We start from the raw sequence: 22,903 nt of genomic DNA on the forward strand, positions 1-22,903 counted from the left end.
AACATGGCAAAAACACACCTGACAATTGAAGGCGAAAAATTTCTGATAAACGAGAAAATGACGTATTCAGACATTGATAGAACGAGACCCGGTGCCCATGGCCTGCTCATGAACGCCCGATTTATACAGGGCATTTTTGACGACGCGATGGCACCCGACCGCTTTGCGCGCTGGGGACACGGCGAATGGGATCCCTTGGCCAATACCGAGCGCCTCATAGCTGCATTGCCCGAATGGTACCGCTATGGACTGCGCGCATTCACAACCGGATTCCAGGGCGGAGGCCCGTGTTTCACAGTGCCAAATCACACCATCCAGAACAACCCCTTTGGCACAGACGGCCTGAACCTCGACGCCAACTACGCCGAGCGGATGGACAAATTGATCCGGGGAGCAGATGCGGTTGGGATGGTCGTCATCGTCAGCTTCTTTTACGGCTCGCAAACCCGCTGGTTAAAAGATGAAAAGGCCATCCGCAACGCCGTAACAACCGCCTCGCGTTTTGTAAAAGAATATCCCAACGTCATCATCGAAGTCGCAAACGAGATGAATATTGGATCCTTTGCAAATCATCCCATCATACAAGAACCCGAAGGAATGGTAACACTATTGAATCTGGCGCGAAAAGAATCGGGCGGCTTGCCCTGTGGGTGCAGTGGCGGGGGTGGATATCGCAATCGAGAAGTCGCCGAAGCCAGCGATGTCATACTCATACACGGAAACGGCTGCACGCGGCAGCGATATCACAACATGATACGAGAAGTGCAAAGTTGGAACCTGAACCGCCCCATCGTTTGCAACGAAGATTCCCAGGCCATCGGTCAACTCCAGGTCGCCTATAAAACGCAGACCTCGTGGGGATATTACAACAACATGACCAAACAGGAACCACCAGCCGATTGGGGAATCACCACCGGAGAAGACACCTTTTTTGCACACCGGATGGCAGACGGCATAGGAATCGACACAGATGCGATTGACGACCAGTACTACCTCCAGGGCCTGGAACCCAATTGGACATATCAGGGCCAGCGCTGGCTTCGACTGGCCAGCTTATATCCCGAAACAATCAGCTATGTCGATTTTTATCGGAATGACAAATACTACGACACCGCGTATGACGAACCCTTTTCCCTGCATTTTCAGACCAACTGGCAGCAAGGCGGCATAGACGTTCGGGACGATGACCGGGAATGGAAAGCCGTTATCCACTGTGGTGACGGTCAGGTAATCGAAAAAATTGTTCAATGTTGAAAAAGCGCGAATAGACGAATAGACGGAGCGATGTACAACTGGCTGTTTCTCAGGCCAGTTCATAGACGAACCCCGCCCAACCACCCAAAACCTCTGGATTGCGACTAAAACCATGCCGCAATGACGGCTTTCATGTACATTACCTGTTTCATTGATTCGTTGATGAACTGCTGGCGCAGTTGTACCCCGTTCCGATGATTCGTTAATTCGTTAATTCGCATTTAAAAACTCATCCAGCGCATTTACCGCCTCATCAATATGTTCTTTCTCAATCACCAGCGGCGGCAAAAAGCGCACCACATCTGGCCCTGCGACACATACCAGAATATCGTTATTTTCCCGAATCGCATTCATCGCATCCGCCGCTGGTATCTCCTTCAGTACTGCGCCCGCGATCAACCCGCTGCCGCGAATCTCCGTCACCTCCTCGGCGTGTTTGTCTTTCAGTGCACTCAGCTTCCCAAACAAATACGCACTCTTCTCCTGGATACCCGCAATAAATTCGGAATCAGATATCGTCTTAAACACCTCAATCGCCACTGCACACGACACGGGATGCGCTCCAAATGTCGCGGCGTGATCCCCCGGCTCCACTGCATCGGCCACATCCTGCGTCACAAGCGTTGCTCCAATCGGCAACCCACCCGCTAAGGGCTTGGCAAGCGTCATAATATCTGGCGCCACGCCATACTGCTCATAGCAAAACAACGAACCAGCCCGCCCCAAACCGCACTGAATCTCATCGAAAATCAACAACATCTTCATCTCATCGCACAGGGCGCGCACACCCTCCAAAAATTCCGGATCTGCCGAATGAATACCCCCTTCTGCCTGTAGCGGCTCCAGCAACACAGCCACCGTCTGCCCATCTGCTATCTTCTCCACCGACTCCAAATCGTTCAAATCGGCAAATTCAATACCCGGCAGCATCGGCCCAAATCCCTGGTGATATCTGGGCTGACCCGTTGCAGAAATCCCGCCATAGGTTCGCCCGTGAAAAGAATTATTCATCGCGATAATTTTATTCTTGGGTGCATCTTCAAAATTCTTATACCCCCACTTGCGCGCAAACTTCAGCGCGGCCTCGATGGACTCTGTTCCGCTATTGCAAAAAAACACGCGATCGGCAAACGAATGCTCGCACAACAACTGCGCCAGCTGAGGCGCCGGAATCGTATGATACAAATTTGAAACATGGATCAACTTGCCCAACTGCGCGTTGGCAGCCTCTTGAATCACCGAATTATTATATCCCAGGGCATTGACAGACAAGCCACTTACAAAGTCGAGATAGTGCTTCCCGTCCGTATCCACAATATGGACCCCATCGCCCTTTTCCAGCACAAACTCGGGCCGTCCGTAGGTCTGCAAGATATACTTCTGTTCTAAGTCAATAATTTCTCGAGTCGTCATGCTAAATCCTTATGGTTAAAAATTTACTGCACAATTTGCGTGCCAATACCCTCGCGGGTAAAAATCTCCAGCAAAAGCGCGTGCGGAACACTGCCATCAATAATATGCGTCTTGTGAACACCGCCCTTCACAGAACGCTCACACGCACGCAACTTGGGAATCATCCCCCCGCTGGCAATACCTCTCTCAATCAACATCTCCACATCATTGACATGCAGTGTTGAAATCTGCGAATCCGGATCATCTGGAAACCGTCGGATACCATTCACATCCGTCAAAAACACCAGCTTCTCCGCTTGCAGTGCCCGCGCAATCTCACCTGCTGCCGTATCGGCATTCACATTATAACTCTCGCCCTCTGGCCCCAAACCAACCGGCGAAATAACGGGAATCATACCTTCTTCACAAGCCAGACGGACGGGTTCGGGATCAATTCGGGCGACATCGCCAACATAGCCGATATCGACCTCTTTGGTCTTCCCGCCTTCCTCCTCTACCGTCGCAAAATGCTGCGTCACATACATCACCCCCGCGTCTTTGGCCGACATACCGCGCGCGCGACCATCGAGTATTTCCAGACCATCGACAATACGCCGGTTCACCTCGCCAAACAACGTATCTTCCACCACCTGCATCGACGCCTTATCGGTCACGCGCAAGCCATTGACCCATTCAGATTCAATACCCGATGCCTCCAGACGCCTGCTAATATCCTTCCCCCCACCGTGTACAACCACGGGACGCATACCCACGGTCTCCATAAACACCAGATCGGCCATGATCGTAGGAGACCCTCCCTCTTCAGGCTGTGTGCTACCGCCGTATTTCACCACAATAATTTTGTTGCGAAATGCGCGAATATACGGAAATGCCTCAATCAAAATTTCAGCCTTTTCAATTATTTTTTGATCCAAGATTTTCTCCATCACGTTTTGGTAATTCCACAAAGACGCGGTAAGCCCTGCATCAAATTCATATTTTCCACAGCCTGGGTAGCCGCGCCTTTTTGCAAATTATCTTCCAGAGCATTGATATAGGCAAAACCGTTATCAACGCCCAATTTGATAATCAGTTTATGCGTATCTACCACATCGCGCGTACCCCACCAATGCGCGTCGGAATCTTCAACCACCTGCACCAGATCGTCAGCGTCATAAGCACTTGCAATCGCCTCGCGCAACTGCGCTGCAGCATCTTCATTTGCCAGCGCTTTCAAATCATCAGCCAATTCAACTCGAATATTTGCATTAATACCCGCAAATACCGACCGCAGCACAACAGGCGTAAAATTCACTTCAAAACCCGAATACAAAACCATTTCGGGCACGTGTTTGTGTCGCTTGCCATAGCTATATGCAATCTCATTTGACACATCCTCCACCTCGGCTCGCGCACCCGAATTGCCCGAAGTCGCCACAATCGTCGCTTCCCCCTGCACGAGTGCTTTGAGGGGATACAAAGCCAAAATAACACTCGTGGGATAACACCCCGGATTGCCCACCAGACGCGCCACAGCAATCTCTTTGGCAAACAAAGCCGGCATGCCATAAACCGCTTCTTTGAGCAACTCAGGCGCCGTATGCACCAGACCATAACCCCTTTCAAACGCCTCTCTCGGCAGCCGAAAAGCACCGCTCATATCAATAACCTTCGCACCTGCGGCCAGTGCCTCGGGCGCAAACTTCATCGACTCGGGATCCTTCGTCGCCAAAAACACCACATCGCAATCGACCAAATTGCCATCCCGGCGCCTTGAATTTTGTCGAAACGCGATAGTTGCCCGATCGTGGTGTTTTAACACCTTTTGGATCTCCTGCCCCACCATCCCCGTATCGCCGTAAATGCCTATTTTGATCACAGTCAGGTCCTTCCTGTATTCCCTATTTGCCCCTGAATGTCGCGCTCGAGATTCATCCGCGCTTCGGGAGACCGACACAAAATAAAAATCGTATTCTCCCCCGCAAGAGTACCCACAACCTCGGGCCACGACATCTGATCGATGGACTCACAAACCCCCTGCGCGTGACCCGTTATCGTCTTTACAACCAGCGTATGGTCAACCCCATCCACACCCACGACAAAATCCTGCAATTCGCGCCGAAGCAAATTTTCGCCCTGTAAAACCAGCCGATCTGTCCCGATAAACGCACCGGGGACCTGATAGCGAAACCCACCTTCGCCATCGGGCACTTTAACCACGCCCAACTCCTTAATATCTTTGGACAAAGTCGATTGCGTGGTCGAAATCCCAACATCCACCAACGCGGTGCTGAGTTCCTCTTGCCGAGCAATGGGCTGATGTGCAATCAGCTCTAAAATTTTTTGCTGGCGTTCTTGTTTCGCGCTCATAGGACCTTAAAAATACGTGAAAACTCGTCCAAGTCAAGAATAAAAATTCAAAAAAATGAATTTTTATTCCTTTTTGGCATACTTATCCAACCACTCTGACATCTCCCACAAAACGTGCATAACCGACTCTCGCGCCCGATAGCCGTGGCTCTCGTGCGGCAACATCACCAATCGGCAGATCGCGCCGTGTCCCTTGAGCGCGTTGTAAAATCGCTCGCTCTGCATGGGAAACGTACCCGAATTATTATCTACCTCACCGTGAATGAGCAGCAAAGGCGCCTTAATTTTAGGCACATGATTAAAAGGAGACATCGTCGCATAAATATCTGCTGCTTGCCAGAATGTGCGCTCTTCTGCCTGAAAACCAAAAGGCGTCAACGTGCGATTATACGCGCCACTGCGCGCAATACCACAGCAAAACAACTCGGTATGCGCCAGCAAATTCGCCGTCATAAAACCGCCGTAAGAATGTCCCCCCACCGCCACTTTTTCTGGATCCGCCACGCCCAGGCGCACCAGTTCATCAACCGCGGCCCTTGCACTATCGGCAAGCTGCTCGACATAAGTATCATTCGCCTCGCGATCTCCCTCCCCCACAATCGGCATCGCCGGACCATCCAGCACAGCATAACCACGCGCCAAAAAAGGCAACGCACCGTGCGAACTGATACGCACAAATCGAAAAGGAGAATCCTTCACCTGACCCGCGGCATCTGCACTCTTAAATTCGCGGGGATAAGCCCACATCAGCACAGGTAGCGGACCATCGTCTCTTTTATATCCGGGCGGCAAATACAACGTCCCATTCAACTGCACCCCATCTTTGCGCTGGTACTGAACCAGCGACTTCTCCACCGCCTTCAACCGCGGCAGCGGATGAACAAAATGCGTGAGCTGCCGCATATCATTGCGCACCAAATCTCGCACATAATAATTGGTCGGCTCATCAACACTCTCCCGGCTCATCAACACCGTATTGGCATCTATCATCGTCGTTGGCCGCTCGTAAAACGGCCCCTGGGAATGCATGAGACGTTCCGCCTTACCCGTCTCCAGATCATAGCGATCCAAAAATGGGCGATCGCCTTTGGGCGACGCACCATCGCCTGCAAAAAACATATAGCGTTGCGACGCATCCGTCATCAACACAGACCGCCCATTGGGCAACCGCGTAAACACAGGCGCGCCCGGCGCGCCATAGCGATCTTCCCACGACCGATCAAACAACACCTGCGGTTCAAAATCCGAATCATCCGGGCGAATGCGCCACGTACGCACGCGCCGCGTCTTCCACCAGCGCTCTGAAACCAACGCGAGATCACCCGTCCCCCACGAACACCCACCATAGCGCATCGCCAGCGACATAAGCGCGCGCCCATCACCCTCATAAGGCGCGTCGAGCGCATATACAACATCGCGCACCGCCACATCCACCTCGGGATCGCCGCTATCCTGTGCCACAACCCACGTCACGGTCGCAGGCGTGTCTGCCCGCCACCCAAACGAACGCGCACCTTCGGGCACGGCATCATACGCAATCGGAATAGACTCGGCCAATGGCAAATCCACCAGTTCGCGCACCTCGCGCCCGTCCATATCCCAAATCACCACCTTTGTCGGAAAACGATACGAAGGCACCAGATACGAAAACGGTCGGTGATAAGTCAACACCATCACATAGCGACCATCTGGCGACGGATCAGCGCGACAGATCAGCCCCGAAGAACCCAGAGGTCTCACATCGCCATTCAGATGCACAAGCACAATCTGCGAAGTGGCATAATATTCAAATAGCAACTCATCGTGTGCATTCTTCAACAAATCTTGATACGTGCGCGATGGTGCTGCCCGTTCGCCCACATTTTCCTGAATCACCGGGCCTTTGGGCACGCGGGGCTCCTCGGGGGGCCCACCCCGACCATCACACACCGCGCGCACCAACAGCCCCGAACCATCCGGCAACCAGACCATAGCCCCACCAAACACCTGATTCAATTTCACATCGCCAACTGGACGCGCTCTGCCCGTCTTCGCACTGCCAACCCACAGATCAATCCCATTATCACCCGTCAACGAAAAAGCAAACCACTGTCCATCGGGCGCCCAATAAGCCCGTCCAATTCTCGCATCCTTCGGCAACCCCGTCACAGGTATCTCACGACCATCGGCAATCCACTTGAGCGTCAGCCCATTGTAAAATCCCACGCGACTTTGCCCGTTCACATCCGGATCCAGACGCAAACCCGCCAGACGCAACTCGGACCGCGACACCTCTTCAATAGACGGTGCGCCCGGACGGTGCATCATCAACAGCACTGTCCTCGTCGGATCAATACTAAACGAAGGCGTCAAAGGCGCATCAACAATCGCGGCGAGTTCCTCGGGTGGCATCTCGTAAGGCATGATTTTCCCTCTCCCCTAAAACCATCTCTTATAGTAAAATGGACTACTCTCGTCTTCATTCAACTGCTTCACCACCTCATAAAACCACATATCCAGCGGCATCTCGTGCGCATCCAATCGCGGAAAAGGATTAAAATCATCGGTCGCCAGCGTCTTGCCAATCGTATCCAGCATCCCCAAACCCAACTCCGGCACATCCACGCGCCGGATACCCGCTCTCTCCATCAATTTATCATACACATAAGACATCGTCGTACCGCCCGGAATAAACGGCAAAGCGCGCGTCCGCATCACCGGAAAGAACACATCTATCACCTTCCGGTCTGTACCATAAGCCGCAGAAGTTGCCGCATGAAGCGCGTCCTTAGGCAAATACAAACTCGTCGAATACGCGCCATTGCGACCGTATTCCACCGCATCTGGATCGCGGCTCGGCTTGTCCAAACTGCCGCGCCAATCGCAAAAAGCCGTCACAGCCACGGAAATTCCCGAATCCATCAGCGCATCTGTAAACTGCACAGCCATATCGCCCATCAAAAATTTGGTCGCCTCAACAGCACGCTCACTCAAAGGCGTCAACTGCCACTGGAACAAACCCTCTGCATCGACATCCTTCACAAATGTCGGAGGATAGCCCGGCAACATCCCCGAACTCGCTGCTGCCATTGAATTGATATAAATCACATCCTTCGCATCGGCTGCTTTGAGCGCATCTACAATTTTATCCAACGCCCTTCCCTCCAATGCGTACCCATCATTAATCCAGTGAAAACGGTCGCCCAAATTAGTTGCGCGCATCTGCATCTCTTCGCCCGTCGCATATCCCAGCGACCTCGACAAATCGCGTGCCACCACCGTCAGACTTCCACTTTCGGCAACCAGATCGAGCAAAGCCACTGCCACCGAACAGCCAATGCCTAGCCCCGTCCCCCCAACAATCACAAAATGTCGTCCTTTTACCCAATCAAGCGCGTACCGATCCAAAGCGACATGCTGTGCCGAACGCCGCTGATCCAGCAATTTCACAGCCTCTGCCGGAAACGCCTCAACCTCTTCTTTGCTCGGCCGCGAAAGTGCTGGCGCGCCTTCCACGACACGCACACCCGGCATCGGATTGGCAAATGGACTTGGAAAATCACTCATATTATTTCTCCTGAAAAACGTGAAAAGCACCTACCCCCAGCCCCTTCCTGAGAGGAAGGGGAGAAAATCGGATATACATGATGTCCACTCTGATCGGGCCACACTCCCCTTTCCTTGCAGGAGAGGGGGTCGGGGGGAGAGGTCATTAGCCCCTCACCGATTATCCCACTCAATTGTAAAACCCGTACACTCTTCAAATTCTGTCGCGCGTGCACCTGCATCCTCTGGCACCATCGCCACCGGCACCACCACGCGATTTTCATTCAGATAAATTTTCGCCGCACCGCGCACGACGCATTCTTCCGGTGTCATTGCCCGCGCTTCTCGGGCAACCTCATCTTGATTGGCTGACGGACGCACCCGAATCTCCCATCCAATCCTCTCGCCCACCGCGTCTAACAACCCGCGATAGCGATTGCCCACCTGAGAGGAAATAAAAGCCACCTCAATATACGAACCACTCTTCAGGCCCATTTTTGATGGCGCATGGGGTTGATCCCCAAACACCTTTCGGATCTCGCTATATGCTTTATTAATCTCCCATGCATCCTCCCTCTTCACTGCGACTTCTGTCTTTACACCCCCTGGCCAATCCAGTATCAAATCAAAACCCGTCTTTGCCTTAAAACCCGCTGCTGCGTCACCGCTTACCCGCTCCCAATCATCCACCTCACCCACATCAACAGCCAACACCACCGCCTTTTGATCCAGATGCAGCGCAGGCGCTTTCAAAACCCTTGCACCTGCGGGCACAGCATCTCGCGCCTCTTCAAAAAGCCGTCCCTGATGCGGCGTCTCCCGCAGCCTGAGAGACCAACCCGTCTCATCCTCCAACCTGAGAAGCGTCTCGCCATACTGCTCTTGAACCACATCGGGAAAATAAAAAGCCAGTTCATACACGCCGTCATCTACATACGCGCTGCACTTAAACAACCCCGCCTCGGGCGGAAAAATCGACATAATATGCGTGCGGGCTTCATTCATCTCCATCGGCCCGGCTTCTGACACTTCTTTTGGATGGAACAAATAAGCGCGCCGATAATCCGGCTCAAAAAATCCCCGCGAACCCGACAACAACAACCGAAAAGCCTCCACCTCTGACGGCGTCGTCATCTCCGTACCAAACCACATCTCCGCCAATTCCTGTGCGCGGAACGGCCCCTGTGCGCCCGTTTCCAACACATAATTGTGTACCTCCTCAAGCGTGTCATCGCTCAGCGCTCTTCCGCCTGCAATACCCGCCCGTGAAACGCGCCGACCATAGCCGCGTTGTCGCATCGTCCGCATTGCCTCCACGGAATATGCACCGCCATTTTCTGGCAACTGCACGCCCTCTGGCAAATATACATCCACCATCGAAGACAGTGCGCTGCGCGCCTCTGCATCGCCGTGAACGAGAAAACAGGTACGCGGTTTCAACCTCTGAACCAACCCCGTCAGTTCACCCCCATCTGCATGCGCCGAAAGCGAATAGGGTTCCACCTGACACGCCACCCGCACCCGCTGACCATTCAGCATCAACACGCGCTCTTCGGAGTCCCGTGCCTGCATCAAATTCAACAACGCACGCCCGGGAGACTCCTCATCCTGATACCCCGTTATCGCAATCAAATTCGCCGCATCGCCAGCCAAACGCTCGGCATAAAAACTCGACGCACCTCCGATCAACATCCCCGAAGACGCCACAATACAACACGGCGGCCCCGACAAAACCCGGCGGCGATCAGCCGGTGACGACACCGCCCCCACAGCATCCGAATAAAAAACATCCTCACCGCGCTCTGCCCTGCGCCGCACCGCTGGCGCGAGATCATCTCCAAACGCCGAATACACCGCATTGACCGACCGCACCATCCCATCGACAAACACGGGAAACTCCGGAATCTGCTTGCGCCGCATCGCCCGCGCCAAAATCAGAATAACCTCCTGTGCACGCCCCACGGCAAAAGCGGGAACCAGCACCTTGCCCCCCGCTTCAATCACCTCGGCCACGCGCAATGCAAGCGCGGCCTCTTGCTGGGCGCGATCCGCGTGCTGGCGATTGCCATACGTCGATTCCATCACCATCACATCGGGTCGGCACTGCGGCACCACCATGCCCGGAATAGTCAGTTGATTGGCAACCGACACATCGCCCGTCATCAAAACACTTTCTCGCACACCCTCAATATAGATCAACGCCGCACCCAGAATATGCCCGGCGGGAATCCATGTCGCGGTCAACGCGCCATCGCAAATCGGCACCGTCGCAAGCCACGGCACATCCACCATGCGCCCCAATGCCGCATCGGCCGCCTCCGGCGGATAAAGCGGCAACTCGCCATCCCGGTCTTGCGCCATCAGTTTCACAGCATCTGACAACAACACCCGTGTAATCGCCTGTGTTGCAGGCGTAGAATACACCTTCACATCCGCCGGAAGACTATTCACCAACACCGGCAACGCACCTGTATGATCGGTATGCGCGTGTGTAATCAGCACTTCATCGGGTAGCCCCACATCGTCCAGCACCGAAAAATTGGGCAACTGCGATCCCTGTGCAGCCCCCATACGAATACCCGCATCCACCAGAATGCGCCGACCTTCAATCTCAATTAATGTGCAGGAAGCACCGACCTCGTCGGCACCGCCTAAAAAGTGGAGTTTCATAAATAGTTGTCCCAAAAATCAAAATACGCTATTTTTTATTTACGAGACAGGAGGTGATGGCTTTGATCGACATTCAAGTCCAAAAAGAGAAAAAGCTTCCCGAAAAAATCCTTTCGATTGAGCAATTCCTGGAATGGTGTGAAGAAGACATTCAGGCTGAATGGGTGGATGGAAAGATTATAATTATGTCGCCAGCATCGCGTAAACACCAGCAAATTGCAGATTTTTTATCCGCCATTCTTCGGATCTTTTCAGAAACCAAAAACCTGGGTCTCGCCATCAGTGCGCCCTTCTCCATGCGCCTCGATACGACTCCCGCAATTCGAGAACCCGACCTGCTATTCATCAGCACAGCAAATTTGCACCGTCTCAAAGAAACTTATCTCGATGGCCCGGCAGATATTGCAATCGAAATCGTCTCTCCTGAAAGCATTGAACGCGACCGAGAAGACAAATTTGCCGAATATGAACAGGCAGGTATCTCAGAATACTGGCTCATCGATCCCATTCTTGAACAAGCCGAATTTTATATCCTGAAACAGGGAAGATATCATCTCGCTGACATCTCCGACGGCATCTTCCGATCCCACATCTTACCCGGGTTCGACCTGCAAATCGCATGGCTCTGGCAAAACCCCCTGCCCAACACATTGCGCGTCTTGCGCGAAATCGGCATTTTGTAATATCTTTGATCTATGCTCAAATCATTCGCCTTCATACACCGTTTCACACTTCACACTTCTTTTATCTTTGAGTCTCCGTGTCTCCGTGTGAGGCCCTCTCGCATCTTATTGCTCCTCTCTGCTATCCTGCTCTTCGGCTGTACTGAACGCCAGGTCCGCATCCACTTTGAACAGGCAGAAAAATATCGCCACGAAGGCAAAATCGACCTTGCAATCGAAGAATACAAAGCCATCCTCGGGCTTCGTCCCGATGCGATTGACGCCCTCAACAACCTCGGTTATCTCTACGTTGGAAAAGGCCAGTATGCCAATGCCATTGCACAATATCAAAAAGCCATCGCCGTCAAACCCGACTTTGCCGAAGCCCACTTCAACCTGGGCGTCGCCTATGTCGCGCATAGCCAACTCGACAGCGCCATAGCCGCGTACCAGCGCGCCCTCCAATACGACCCCGAAAACCACGAAATCCACAACAACCTGGGCGCTGCCTACACCATGGCGGGCAATCACCGGGAAGCCGAAGCAAGCTACCAGCAGGCACTCAAACTCAAACCCGACTACGCCGACGTGTACCACAACCTCGGACTACTCTACACTTATGCAGGCAGATACCGGGACGCCATCCCACAATACGAAAAAGCCATCCGCTACAAACCCAATTTTGCCGACGCGTACAATAACATGGGCAGTGCGCACCTCGAATTGGGCCAATATGAAGACGCCATCCAGCACTTTCAAACCGCCGTCCGTCTCCAGCCCAATCACGCACTCGCCCAGGAAAACCTTCGAGAAACCAAAACGCGCATGGACGCGCTCCAAAGAGCACGCGAAGCCGGAGAAATGCGCGCCCAACACATCCTCGTCAAAACCGAAGCCGACGCCCAGCTTGTGCTCGACCAACTCGACTCAGGCGCAAAATTTGAAGCGCTTGCACAACTCTATTCCACCGACACGGCATCGGGGCGACAGGGCGGCGACCTCGGCGCATTTCTGCCCGGCACCCTCTTGCCCAAATTTGAACAAGCCGTAAAGAAAATCGAACCCGGTCAGATCGGCGGACCCGTCAAAACCCCGGCCGGTTATCACATCATCAAACGCATCTATTAACCCCTCAATCACCCAGCAAAAACTGCGCCTGCTTGCTCACGCTGGGCGTATTCGGTCTGTTCAAATCCGTCACCACCACCTCAATCTCCAACTGCTCTTTGCTATTCTCGGGCACATCCAGCGCAATATAAAGCGGTTCCGATATCGCAGTACCCATATGCTCATATGAAATCTGCACCCCATCTGTATGCGGAGTCTGGCTCAACAGCCGTCCCAATCCCCGAATCAGCCCCGTACCCTGTACCCCCTTAAGCCTGTACTCCACGCGGTACCGGGTTTGCCCAAACGCATCCCGGCTCAAATTATAAACCTCGTAATAGAGATACACCGGTTGCCCCTTCGCAAAAATCTTAGACGGCAAAGGCACCACCCGCAAAGCCCCCTTTTGGAACTTCCCCACCTGCTCTCCCACCTCGACAATCTGCCCCGCCAGTTCCAGATCGCTCAGCGCCAGAGCTTCACCGCGGAAAGATGAAACCGCGACATAAGTCTTATGCACCTGAATTTTTCGGCTTATTGGATCACGCACCTGAGTACCCAATAAATACTGTCCCGGAGACAGCGCTGCACGCACCTGATCCACCATCAGCGTCCCCTTCTCTGCCTGCCCACTTATCGCTTCAGCCACCCGCACGCTATCCCGAAAAACCGGCCTCAGCGAACGATCATAGACCACCACGTCTCGATCCAGCATCACCTGTGAATTTCCCGACGGCGTCAAAGCGGCCATTGGCACACCCATATACGTCTCCATAGCTGTCTCGCGCTCAGATTCGCGGAAATTTGCCGTGTACATATAAAAATCCAGAGGATCGCCCCCGTAATCGTGCACATAAACCGAAGGCGTATGGGACACAACCCGTGCCACAACCGTCTCGGGCGCCATCCGCGACCACAGCGCGTGATTGGGCGAATTGGGCGGAATAGGCGCGAAATCGAAAAACCCGCTACCGGTCGGATCCAGAAATGTAATCTCGATCCCCCCGCCGATCTCGGCATAAATCCACGACTCCCACTTATACCCCAGTTCAGACCCATCGAGCATAACACTGCGCCTGCGCGGTATCGGGAAAGTCGGCACACCCCGTAACTCAGACGTCTCAGACTCCACCCCAAATCCATAAGACGACCGCGACTGCCCGTGTATATGCTTGCTCGGCGACACTTCTTCAAGCGCATTTGCAGCCATCATATTCAGGCGGTTCTTCACCTTTGCGACTTTTTCATCCGTCTCAAACACCAGATAATCCGACCAGCTCTGATGATCCGGGTGCCCCAGCCGGATGTACACATCGCCTCGCCGGTCCCACCCCCGGCCGTGCCACTCTTCCAGGCCCTCGACAAAATTTGAACGCGCAAAATGCACCCGCCGATAATGCTCAACGCGGCGCTCGTTCACCTGTGTCGTCGGCGTGGGATCCTGCTCCAACCAGAAAACTTCTCGAAGCTGTGTTAGCGACCGCCCAAAAGCACTCTGAATTTTGGAAAGCACTTCCGCAGAAGCCACCAGAGACAAATCGTGGTAATACCCCCGTTCTGTCGGATCCAAAAACTGAAAATAGCGCTCAAAAGCCGCCTGTGCCTGAACAAAATCCCCCCGCTCAACATGCATCTCGGCCAAAAGCGGCAGATACTCTTTCGGCTTTGTCTGTGCCATCTCCACCAACTCGTCCAGACTATAAGTCTTCTTCCCCGCGCTCTTCAGCCGCATCGCCACATACGCCAGACGCGCAGGCGTAATGGGATGGCCGGGATTTACCGCTATCTGCCGCGAATACGCTTTCATCGCCTTGTCGTAATAGCGCAGCGACTCGTAAAAAACGCCCAGCTTGAAATACGCGTCATAGTGATCGGGAAAAAGCTCCACTACATTGCCAAAATAGTGATCCAGATCCACCCGATCCATCCCCACCATCGCCAGATGGCACATCCCCAGATTGTAGTGCGCCGCCGTATAGGCTTTGTCCATCGCGCAGGTCTCGCGGAACAACCTCAGTGACCGAGACTTCTGGCCCGGCATCTTCAACGCCGCCAGTGCCCGCCCATTGCGCGCCTCCACAAATTTCCTCTGCTTCTTAATCGCCTTTAAAAACAACTCCTCTGCTTCTTTTACCTCATCCTGCTCCAGGCGAAGATAGCCCAGCGCGCACATCGCCACCACATCATTCGGGTGTAAAATCAGCATCCGATCGCAAATACGGGCAGCCTCCGTCACCAGCTTTTCATCCGGAGCCTGTGCCCGCGTGATATACTTATTCGGAATCAGCCCCCCCCGCTCAAAATACGCATCTGACACCGTCACATAGCGACGCCCAAAGTGATAACCGTAATAATACTTCAACATCAGCGGATTTCGCGCCTGCCAGAACCGCGCCAAAAACAGTCCCTTATTCTTCCGATCCAATGCCTTGTAAAAAGCCGCCGTATCCGCACTGGCCACCTCTCCCAGAATCAAACCCGCCACCTGATCTTCAAACTCGCCAAAACTCGCCTGCAATTCCGCCCCGGCGACCTCCTGATCCTCCTCCTCTGCCTTGTCCTCTCGCTCCAAAATTTTGATATGTACCCGCGCCACCCGAAGCTCGCCCAGCAAAGACTTGATCACCACCTCTGTCTCGGACTCTGACACAAGCTCACCCTTCAACACCGTGCCATCCTCCAGCAACACAGTAACATTGCGCGAAGGCTGCTCTATCATTTTAATCAGCGACTTTTTTATCCGCAGTTCGCCCATCGCCGTCTTGAGCACCACCTCATCCTCAGACTCTGACACAATCTCGCCCTTCAACACCGTGCCATCCTCCAGCAACACCGTTGCGCCATAAGCAGACACAACCACCAAAAAGAGACAAAGTGCAATTAAAAAAGTCTTCATATTACATCACTCTCCTGAAGAACCCCGGCAAAGGCAAATACAATACCCCTTCCCCGCATACCTGTCAAGCCATGAAAAAACGGCGGAAGGACATAGCGTCCCTCCGCCGTTATGATACTGTTCACAGGGCAGTCAGCAAACCACCCCCTGATGTTAGAAGGTAACAGCAGCGCTGAGGATATGCACCGAAGAGAAGAAAGCACTATCAAACTGCTTGAATGCATAATCCACCTTCACGCCCTGACCACCTTCGGTCTTAAACTGCAACCCACCACCCGCAGAGATACCCTCTGTATCGTGGTTGGTCTTGTACCCACCTCGCAGCGTAAAGCCGATTGAGGACCCCGCTGCGCGATACGTATATTCGGCACCGACGTGAATGCGCTCATCAAAATCGATGGGATTGTTCACATCCAGAGCCAGATCCAGATGGTGTGGCACAGGCGTATTGCCCATCATCGAAATCACATCGATGAGCAAGCCCAGGCGGATATTCCGCGGCAACTCAAACTGCTCCCGCTGATAAACCACCTCTGTGCTAAAATTCTGCACACTCATCGCCATCACCGTATTCCGGAACCCCGTATTGAAATACGTGCCCAGATCAAAGGCAAAGGCATTCTTGGAATTATCCACCGTCTGCCTGGAGGCTCCCAAAAAGATATTGCCAGTACCCAGGTCCTGATGGGCCATCCTGAGGGTCGCTCCTGCGGAAAAACGGTCGGTAATTTTAAGACCATAAGCCGCGGAAATGGCATAATTGCTGGTGGTAATCTCGCCCTCGTCTTTGAATCCGGCGCCAGCGGGATTTGGATCAATTGATGTTCCGTTGACAGTACCCGCATCGAAAGTCACAATCGAAAGACCGAACGTCCCTCTGCCCGGCACATTCACTGCAACGCCCGCGACCATACTCTTGGTATCGACGAGCCAATCGACATAAGTGACATGTGCTTCCCGGCCTTCCATAAAAGCCAGCGCACCCGGATTGAAAAGAATCGCCGAACCACTGCCGATCAACCCCACCCCGGCACCACCGAGAGCAGCAGTGCGCGCATCGGTGGGAATAGACAGGAAAGCAAAACCAGCCTGTCCGGTCTTGATAAACGTCGGCGAGGCTTCTTCAAAGCCCGGAACAACGGGATCCAGTTCTCGAACGCGACCATCAAAGTTATCGGTCACGCCAGTCGCAACGCTCCCCTGGGCAAACATATCGCTCGGCATCAGCCCCGCACACACAAGCGCAATCAGAATATATTTTTTCACGATCATCCTCCTTGTTTAGCGAACCACAATGAATTTCTCGATATGAGTGCCCGGAACCTGGGGATCCCTGCTCTCAATATGTGCAAAGTAGATACCCGACACCAGGAACTGGTTATTGTCGTTGATCATCAGATCCCACGACAGATCGCCAGAACCCGCGGTGTGCTCAAACTCCTGAATCAGATCGCCGGTTATCGAGAAAATACGGATGATCGCGCTCGCAGGCAGATTTACGAACAGTAGTTTATTGGCCTGACCCGTAAAATTGAATCCACCTTGCTCTAAATCGCCGCCCTGAATCTGGAATGGATTTGGCACAATCCGCACACTCGTAATATCTCGTCCGGGTGCGCGGAATGGACTTACGCCATCCCCCAGAGTGCGGGTGGCAAAATAGCTGCTCTCCAGACCATTGGCATCAACGGCTGTAACCGCGTAATAATACCGCGTACCGCGAATCACAGTATCGTCATTGTAGGATGTACCATTGACCGTGAAAATATCCCGCAGACCGGGTGGTTTTGTCTCAAAACCCGCCATGCGATAAACCCGGTATGAAGCCGCACCGGGAACAGCAGCCCAGGAAAGTTCGTTTTGATCCGGACCAGATGTTATTTCTACTCGTGAGGGCCAATCTGGCGTAGGCGGCAAAACGGGCTGCAAACCAACCACCGAGTTTACCTCGCGGTTGTTCCACGCCTTGTGCGCCACAGCTATCGCCGCCTTCAGGGAATCCAATCCACTGTTGAGAAAAGCTTCTTTCTGGTCAAAAGAAATAGAACCTTCCGACCACTTTCTGCCCATCTCCTTATTCGCAGCAATAGATGGACCCGTAACAATCCAGGCCGACACAATGTGAATGCTCTCACCGGGATTCAGTTCGGGCCAGGGACCAAATGTCACCATCCACTCCCAGTATCCCTGCTGAGACTCCACGGACGTCGCTACGTCTCTAATGCGCTCGGCCCGCATCGTATTCGACAGCGTGTAAAAATCGTGTACAGCCCCCATATCCGCACTATCTGTGGTAATCCAACTGGCGTCTGGCACCCAACGGGCAACGCGCGGCTGCCGCATCTCGGGATCAGGCTCATTCATACTGTCCAGCCAGTTGTCGGAAAGCGTATTGGGATCGCTCACCGGCGTCTTATCCACGTGCAGGAACAATCGACCTTTGTATTCGGACTCGAGAAACTCACCCGCATCGATCAGTGCCTCGCGGATCTCGTCCAACTTCGGAACACCCGCCGCAGGTGCCGGTTCGCCGCGATCATCGCCATCGGGCCGGGTACCTGTGCGGTCTGAAGCATTGCCATCGTAGGAATACATCAGCTTGAGTTCGTCATCCCAGTTGTTCACCTCGTCGAGAATCCCGTGCTCGATTCCCGCGTCAAACGGACGCGAATCATTTCCAAAAGTCGGCGTGATGTGGGAACCACCAGATGGGCCGCGATTGGCCGCCTGCATAAACCAGTGGAAGCCGAGATGGAAATTTTGCAGCACCGGATTCTTGTCGCGGGTTTCCGGACTCAGGTCTGTACCGCGCTCACCGGTGCGCACATCGGGCACGCGGGGATTTTCGGGATATGTAAAGGTCTCAATCTGAAAAATAATATCCTGGGCTTCGGTATTCGCCCATTTCCACGTCTGGGTCCTCTGGTGGATACCGCCAGTATGGACGCGCTGACCTTCGTTGTACACATCCGAACCCAGCCCGGGAATCACAGCCTCAAACTGGTCGGCAGGCAAGCCATCAAAGCGGGTATCAAAAATCGTCCATGACTCCCGCTTGATCTCCGCGCCATCCTGAATCAGCAGAGGTGGCTGAATGCGAAATGCCTTGGGAGAACCTTTGCCCACCGCATTGAAGAAAGAACTCGAAATATCGGCAAGGTCATCCGTACCGTCGTTGACATACTTGGGAATGGTGGTATTGGCGAGTTCTGGAAAATGCGCGGAGTAGCTGGGCATATTGAAATTATCCATAATAATCGCCGACCTCAGCCCCCAGTTTCGAGCGACCAGGTAGCGAATATCCGGGTTGGTGCGCCCCTCGTTCAGGCCGCCGGGCCAGGTTGTGCCCCAGTTCCGTCCCGGATTTTGCGCAAAAGCACTCTCCGCAGAGACCAGCAATCCCAGAACCATTAGAAGGGGTACATATCGTCTCATCATAACAGATTATCTCCTGAAAAAAACAGATTGCAAACCTCCCCGGTTCCTCTCGTGCAAAAGGAACCGGAAGAGGTCTCAAAATTAGAAGGACCAGCGCACGCCGAGATGGATATCCCGCGGATTGACGTAGAACAAATACGACCGCTGAGACATCACGCTCTCATCCAGTTCTTTGCCCGGCTTGTCGCCTTCTTGCAAGTTTCCGCTCGCATCCACAGTCCAGCCCAATGCCTCCATATACTTCTTGAAGTTATTGCCCGAACTCGTACCGAGATGGGATCGCGTATCCCATATCCGGGACGTAGAAGTCGTGGTAACATTTTTGAAGTTGAGCGGGTTGCGAATCTCCAGATAAACCGTTGGCGCCATCTTCACGTCAAACATCTTGGCAAACCGCAGATCCAGAAGTCTGGTCGCCTGCCACTGTGCGTTATCCAAAGAGCGCAGTGCCACGTCGTTGGACGGGTTGTAGTTGAACCACGACCCCGCCTGATGGCGGTAATAAAGGTTGGCTTCCCAGCCCCCCTTCAACATGCGCTGCTCGCCTCCGTAATCCAGCGGCGTGCGGAAATTCAGGCCAAACTTCAAAATCGGTCGCGCCTTAAAGCGCGGATTCGCGCCAGCGGGACTGCGCTCGATCAAGCGGAAGGGCGCGGTCGATACGGTCTGTACGTCGTAGATGCGCTCCCAGCGCACGATGCGCTTGCGCTCGGCTCGGAATTCATAGGACAAAAAGCCCGTCACAAATTGCCCGCGCGCCTTGCGCACAGACAACTCGAACCCGCGAGTATCCTTCACATTTCCATTCATGTGGAAGCGCGTGCTGCGACCTGTGGTATTCTGGATATACACTCTTCCGCGTTCCGTGTCCTTCTCGATGTCTTTGAAGAACACCGTGCCGTTGAACAGATACTGATTGGCGAAATTCCGCTCGTAGCCCAGTTCATAAGCAATCGTCACGGGCATGTCCAGCCACGGATTGCCAAACTGCTCCAAAGGCTCGCCCAGACCGCTCTGCGTCTGATACAAATCCACAGAGGTCGGAATCTGTGCAAAGTGACCGTAGTTGAAGAACAGCTTGCTCTCGGCAGTAATCGGATGCGATATACCAACCCGGGGACTCACCTTCCACTTTGTGGGCGGGCGTATAGCCTCTGCCTTGGAATACAGCAATACGGCATTGGAGCCCATCCACTCGGCGTGTACCTCGTTGGGAATGTCGAAGTACTTATCCGGACGGTGGAAGTCCAGGCGCAGACCCGCATTCACCACAATCTGGCGATACTCCATGCGATCCTGTAAGAACACACCGCCGTAAAGAGGCGTGCGGACCCAGTAATTGTGGAAGTCAGCCGTATCCGTCACTTCCATATTGGCGGGATCGTCGATATTGCCCGGACGGAAATTGACATCTTCCAGGCTCGGATCCTGTACAGAAGATGCAAAACCGCGGACCTCGCGCAGGAAGAAGTGATGCACCTGCACACCGGCTTTGATCTGATGATTCGGCGTAACCTGAGACGTAATATCAAAAGTATAATCGTCTTCCCAGGTATAAGACCAGTCGCCCGAACGCGCCGGGTTGCCGTCGCCACCGCGCATGCGATAAGCACCTAAGAGATCAAAGGTTCCGGGCTTATACGTAAAGCCCTTGGGACCTTCGTCCAGGATCACGGCACCCGCGGCCTGAGCCGCCTGATAGCTGCTCTCGGTAACTTCCTCGACGCGGCCATCTGGATATACTGCTGCTGCGGGCACACCGCGCTTCTGCAGGGGCTGCCACGAAGCCTCGAAATCGGCCTTACCCACGCGCACCGACAAATTGTAAAACGTCCGGGGAGACAGCGTGTGCGTCCACGTCAAAGTGCCATACCGGCGGTCGATCGTTTCGATATTGCTGCCCGATCCCATCGCAAAAATATTTCGCGTACGCAAATTGCTCACTTCAAAAGCAGGCGTGCGGGCAAATGTGCCCAAAAAGTTCCCGTACTTCGCACCCTGAGACCAGCCCTTCAGGAAGCCCAAAGACAGCTTGGTCGTCGCCGTAGGCGTAAAGATCGCCTTGGCCTGCCAGGTATCATCGCGATAATTGGGAACGGCCATCGTCCACGTATAAGCCGATTTTTCCCGGCGCGTGGAAAGCAAGAACGACACTTTGTCTTGCACGAGCGGACCACCAACAGTCACATCGTAGGTATAATCCGCATCGCGGTCTGTGGCGTCGAAATTCTGCTGATACGGATAATCCTCATCCTGCGGAAAAGGACCTATGCCACTGGCTTCGGTCGCGATTCCGCCGACCTTCCGATGCTGGAAATCCCAGATACCCTTGGCTTGCTGAGGCGTCGAAATCACGTCTTCGAAGGGACCGGCTTTCCATTCGCCAGCAGGTCCACCCCTATCTGCAAATATATTATTCCAGCCAGCAAAATCCGGATTGCCGTCGCCATCTCTATCAGCAGTCGGCGACATGCTCTGGAACCGCCCCACATCCCACCAGTTATCGGTGCTGTACATCGTGGGACCAAAATACTTATTCGCTGCGGGACTCCACCGCAGGTCACCAGCCGTCGTCCATGCGCGAGGCTCGCGGTTCACCACGTTGATCACACCGCTGCGCACATCGCCGTACTCGGCATTGAACCCGCCCTTCAGAATCTGAACCTCCTGAAGTGCTGTCTTGGAAAAGGACGAATATGGGCGGCTGTCCCGGCTGTCTTTCATACTCACGCCGTCAACCATATAAACGATCTCGGTCTCGTTGCCACCGCGGATATTCAAACCCCAACTATCCGTATCTATACCCACCTGCGTGGCAAACGCATCGCGCAACCGGGGTCCCACTGGCGGGGCCTCGATCTCTTTGGCAGACATAATCACCTGCGTATAAGACACATCCATCTCAACCGGTGGACGCTCTGCCGTCACCGTAATCTCTGCCAACTCTGCCGTTGTCTCGCCAAGCGAGAAATTCAACGGCGTCGTGCGGTCAATCGAAACCGCCACATCGCGCTGCGTCACAGCGCGATAACCCACCAGCGATGCCGTGACCTCATACACGCCCGGGTTGACGCGAATGATAAAGTATTCACCATTGACATCTGCCGTGGCACCCATTCTGGTACCCACAATCACCACATTGGCACCCGGCAGAGGTTCGCCGGTACCGGAATCGGTAATGCGACCCGAAATTTTACCCGTGGTGGTCTGCGCGTCGGCCTGATACGTCAGCCCAAACCCCAGCGCAATGGCAAGCAAGGCTATAAACCCAGCTCTAAAACGATACATAAACTCCTCCTTATGTTTTCTTCCCCCGGCTTTGGGAAAGATAAGGGAAAAGCCACCCTGGCTCATCCCGCGCAACTTCTCCAGACTACCTACTACAACAAAATACTATCGATAAGCCCTTAAACATCACCTCCTTATTGATCCCCTCCCTGTGGTCTTAAAAGCGGGCTTAAATACCCCACCTCCTTTCGGTCTATGATATTGATCATTATAAACTATAATTTCCGATAAATCCACGTGTCCAATTTAATATGCACCTCGAAACCTGTCAAGTATTATGCACCAAATTACGCGACATGTG

General features: G+C 53.6%; 14 protein-coding genes. 3 read left to right on the plus strand and 11 right to left on the minus strand.

Annotated features, from left to right (window positions below; genetic code table 11):
• The first annotated feature begins 3 nt into the window (after nt 1-3).
• The gene (locus F4Y39_15130; protein MYC15052.1) at nt 4-1,254 is read left to right on the plus strand and encodes a glycoside hydrolase family 5 protein; all 1,251 of its coding nucleotides are present in this window, start codon (nt 4-6) and stop codon (nt 1,252-1,254) included.
• A 210-nt stretch (nt 1,255-1,464) separates the two neighbouring features.
• Here F4Y39_15130 and F4Y39_15135 read toward each other — a convergent pair whose 3' ends face one another.
• From F4Y39_15135 to F4Y39_15165, 7 genes are all read right to left on the minus strand, one after another.
• A complete protein-coding gene (locus F4Y39_15135) occupies nt 1,465-2,667 on the minus strand; it encodes an aspartate aminotransferase family protein (GenBank protein ID MYC15053.1) in 1,203 nt (400 codons plus the stop codon).
• A gap of 23 nt (nt 2,668-2,690) precedes the next feature.
• Complete coding sequence (argB, locus tag F4Y39_15140; protein ID MYC15054.1) at nt 2,691-3,593, minus strand: acetylglutamate kinase; 903 nt, start codon at nt 3,591-3,593, stop codon at nt 2,691-2,693.
• Complete coding sequence (locus F4Y39_15145; protein ID MYC15055.1) at nt 3,593-4,525, minus strand: hypothetical protein; 933 nt, start codon at nt 4,523-4,525, stop codon at nt 3,593-3,595. Before F4Y39_15145 ends, argB begins: the two co-directional genes overlap by 1 nt.
• A gap of 2 nt (nt 4,526-4,527) precedes the next feature.
• Nucleotides 4,528-5,016: an arginine repressor gene (locus F4Y39_15150; GenBank protein ID MYC15056.1), complete on the minus strand. Its 489-nt coding sequence runs from the start codon at nt 5,014-5,016 to the stop codon at nt 4,528-4,530.
• A 63-nt stretch (nt 5,017-5,079) separates the two neighbouring features.
• Nucleotides 5,080-7,419: a S9 family peptidase gene (locus tag F4Y39_15155; protein MYC15057.1), complete on the minus strand. Its 2,340-nt coding sequence runs from the start codon at nt 7,417-7,419 to the stop codon at nt 5,080-5,082.
• Between the two features lie 15 nt (nt 7,420-7,434).
• Nucleotides 7,435-8,562 carry a hypothetical protein gene (locus F4Y39_15160; GenBank protein MYC15058.1) on the minus strand — a complete coding sequence of 376 codons (1,128 nt, stop codon included), beginning with the start codon at nt 8,560-8,562 and terminating at the stop codon, nt 7,435-7,437.
• Nucleotides 8,563-8,715: 153 nt separating this feature from the next.
• Nucleotides 8,716-11,211 (minus strand): MBL fold metallo-hydrolase, encoded by a 2,496-nt coding sequence (locus F4Y39_15165; protein MYC15059.1) that lies wholly within the window; start codon nt 11,209-11,211, stop codon nt 8,716-8,718.
• Nucleotides 11,212-11,267: 56 nt separating this feature from the next.
• Between F4Y39_15165 and F4Y39_15170 the strand changes: the two genes are divergently transcribed.
• Nucleotides 11,268-11,894 carry a Uma2 family endonuclease gene (locus tag F4Y39_15170; protein MYC15060.1) on the plus strand — a complete coding sequence of 209 codons (627 nt, stop codon included), beginning with the start codon at nt 11,268-11,270 and terminating at the stop codon, nt 11,892-11,894.
• 12 nt (nt 11,895-11,906) lie between these two features.
• On the plus strand, nt 11,907-13,001 hold the full coding sequence (locus F4Y39_15175) for a tetratricopeptide repeat protein (protein MYC15061.1): 1,095 nt from the start codon (nt 11,907-11,909) through the stop codon (nt 12,999-13,001).
• Nucleotides 13,002-13,005: 4 nt separating this feature from the next.
• Here F4Y39_15175 and F4Y39_15180 read toward each other — a convergent pair whose 3' ends face one another.
• The 4 genes from F4Y39_15180 to F4Y39_15195 form a co-directional block, all read right to left on the minus strand.
• Complete coding sequence (locus tag F4Y39_15180; protein MYC15062.1) at nt 13,006-15,876, minus strand: GWxTD domain-containing protein; 2,871 nt, start codon at nt 15,874-15,876, stop codon at nt 13,006-13,008.
• A 153-nt stretch (nt 15,877-16,029) separates the two neighbouring features.
• Nucleotides 16,030-17,148 carry a PorV/PorQ family protein gene (locus F4Y39_15185; protein ID MYC15063.1) on the minus strand — a complete coding sequence of 373 codons (1,119 nt, stop codon included), beginning with the start codon at nt 17,146-17,148 and terminating at the stop codon, nt 16,030-16,032.
• A 9-nt stretch (nt 17,149-17,157) separates the two neighbouring features.
• A complete protein-coding gene (locus tag F4Y39_15190; protein ID MYC15064.1) occupies nt 17,158-19,314 on the minus strand; it encodes a hypothetical protein in 2,157 nt (718 codons plus the stop codon).
• A gap of 81 nt (nt 19,315-19,395) precedes the next feature.
• On the minus strand, nt 19,396-22,668 hold the full coding sequence (locus F4Y39_15195) for a TonB-dependent receptor plug domain-containing protein (GenBank protein ID MYC15065.1): 3,273 nt from the start codon (nt 22,666-22,668) through the stop codon (nt 19,396-19,398).
• Nucleotides 22,669-22,903 lie beyond the last annotated feature (235 nt).

It is taken from the genome of Gemmatimonadota bacterium (assembly GCA_009838845.1).
Taxonomy (GTDB): domain Bacteria; phylum Latescibacterota; class UBA2968; order UBA2968; family UBA2968; genus VXRD01.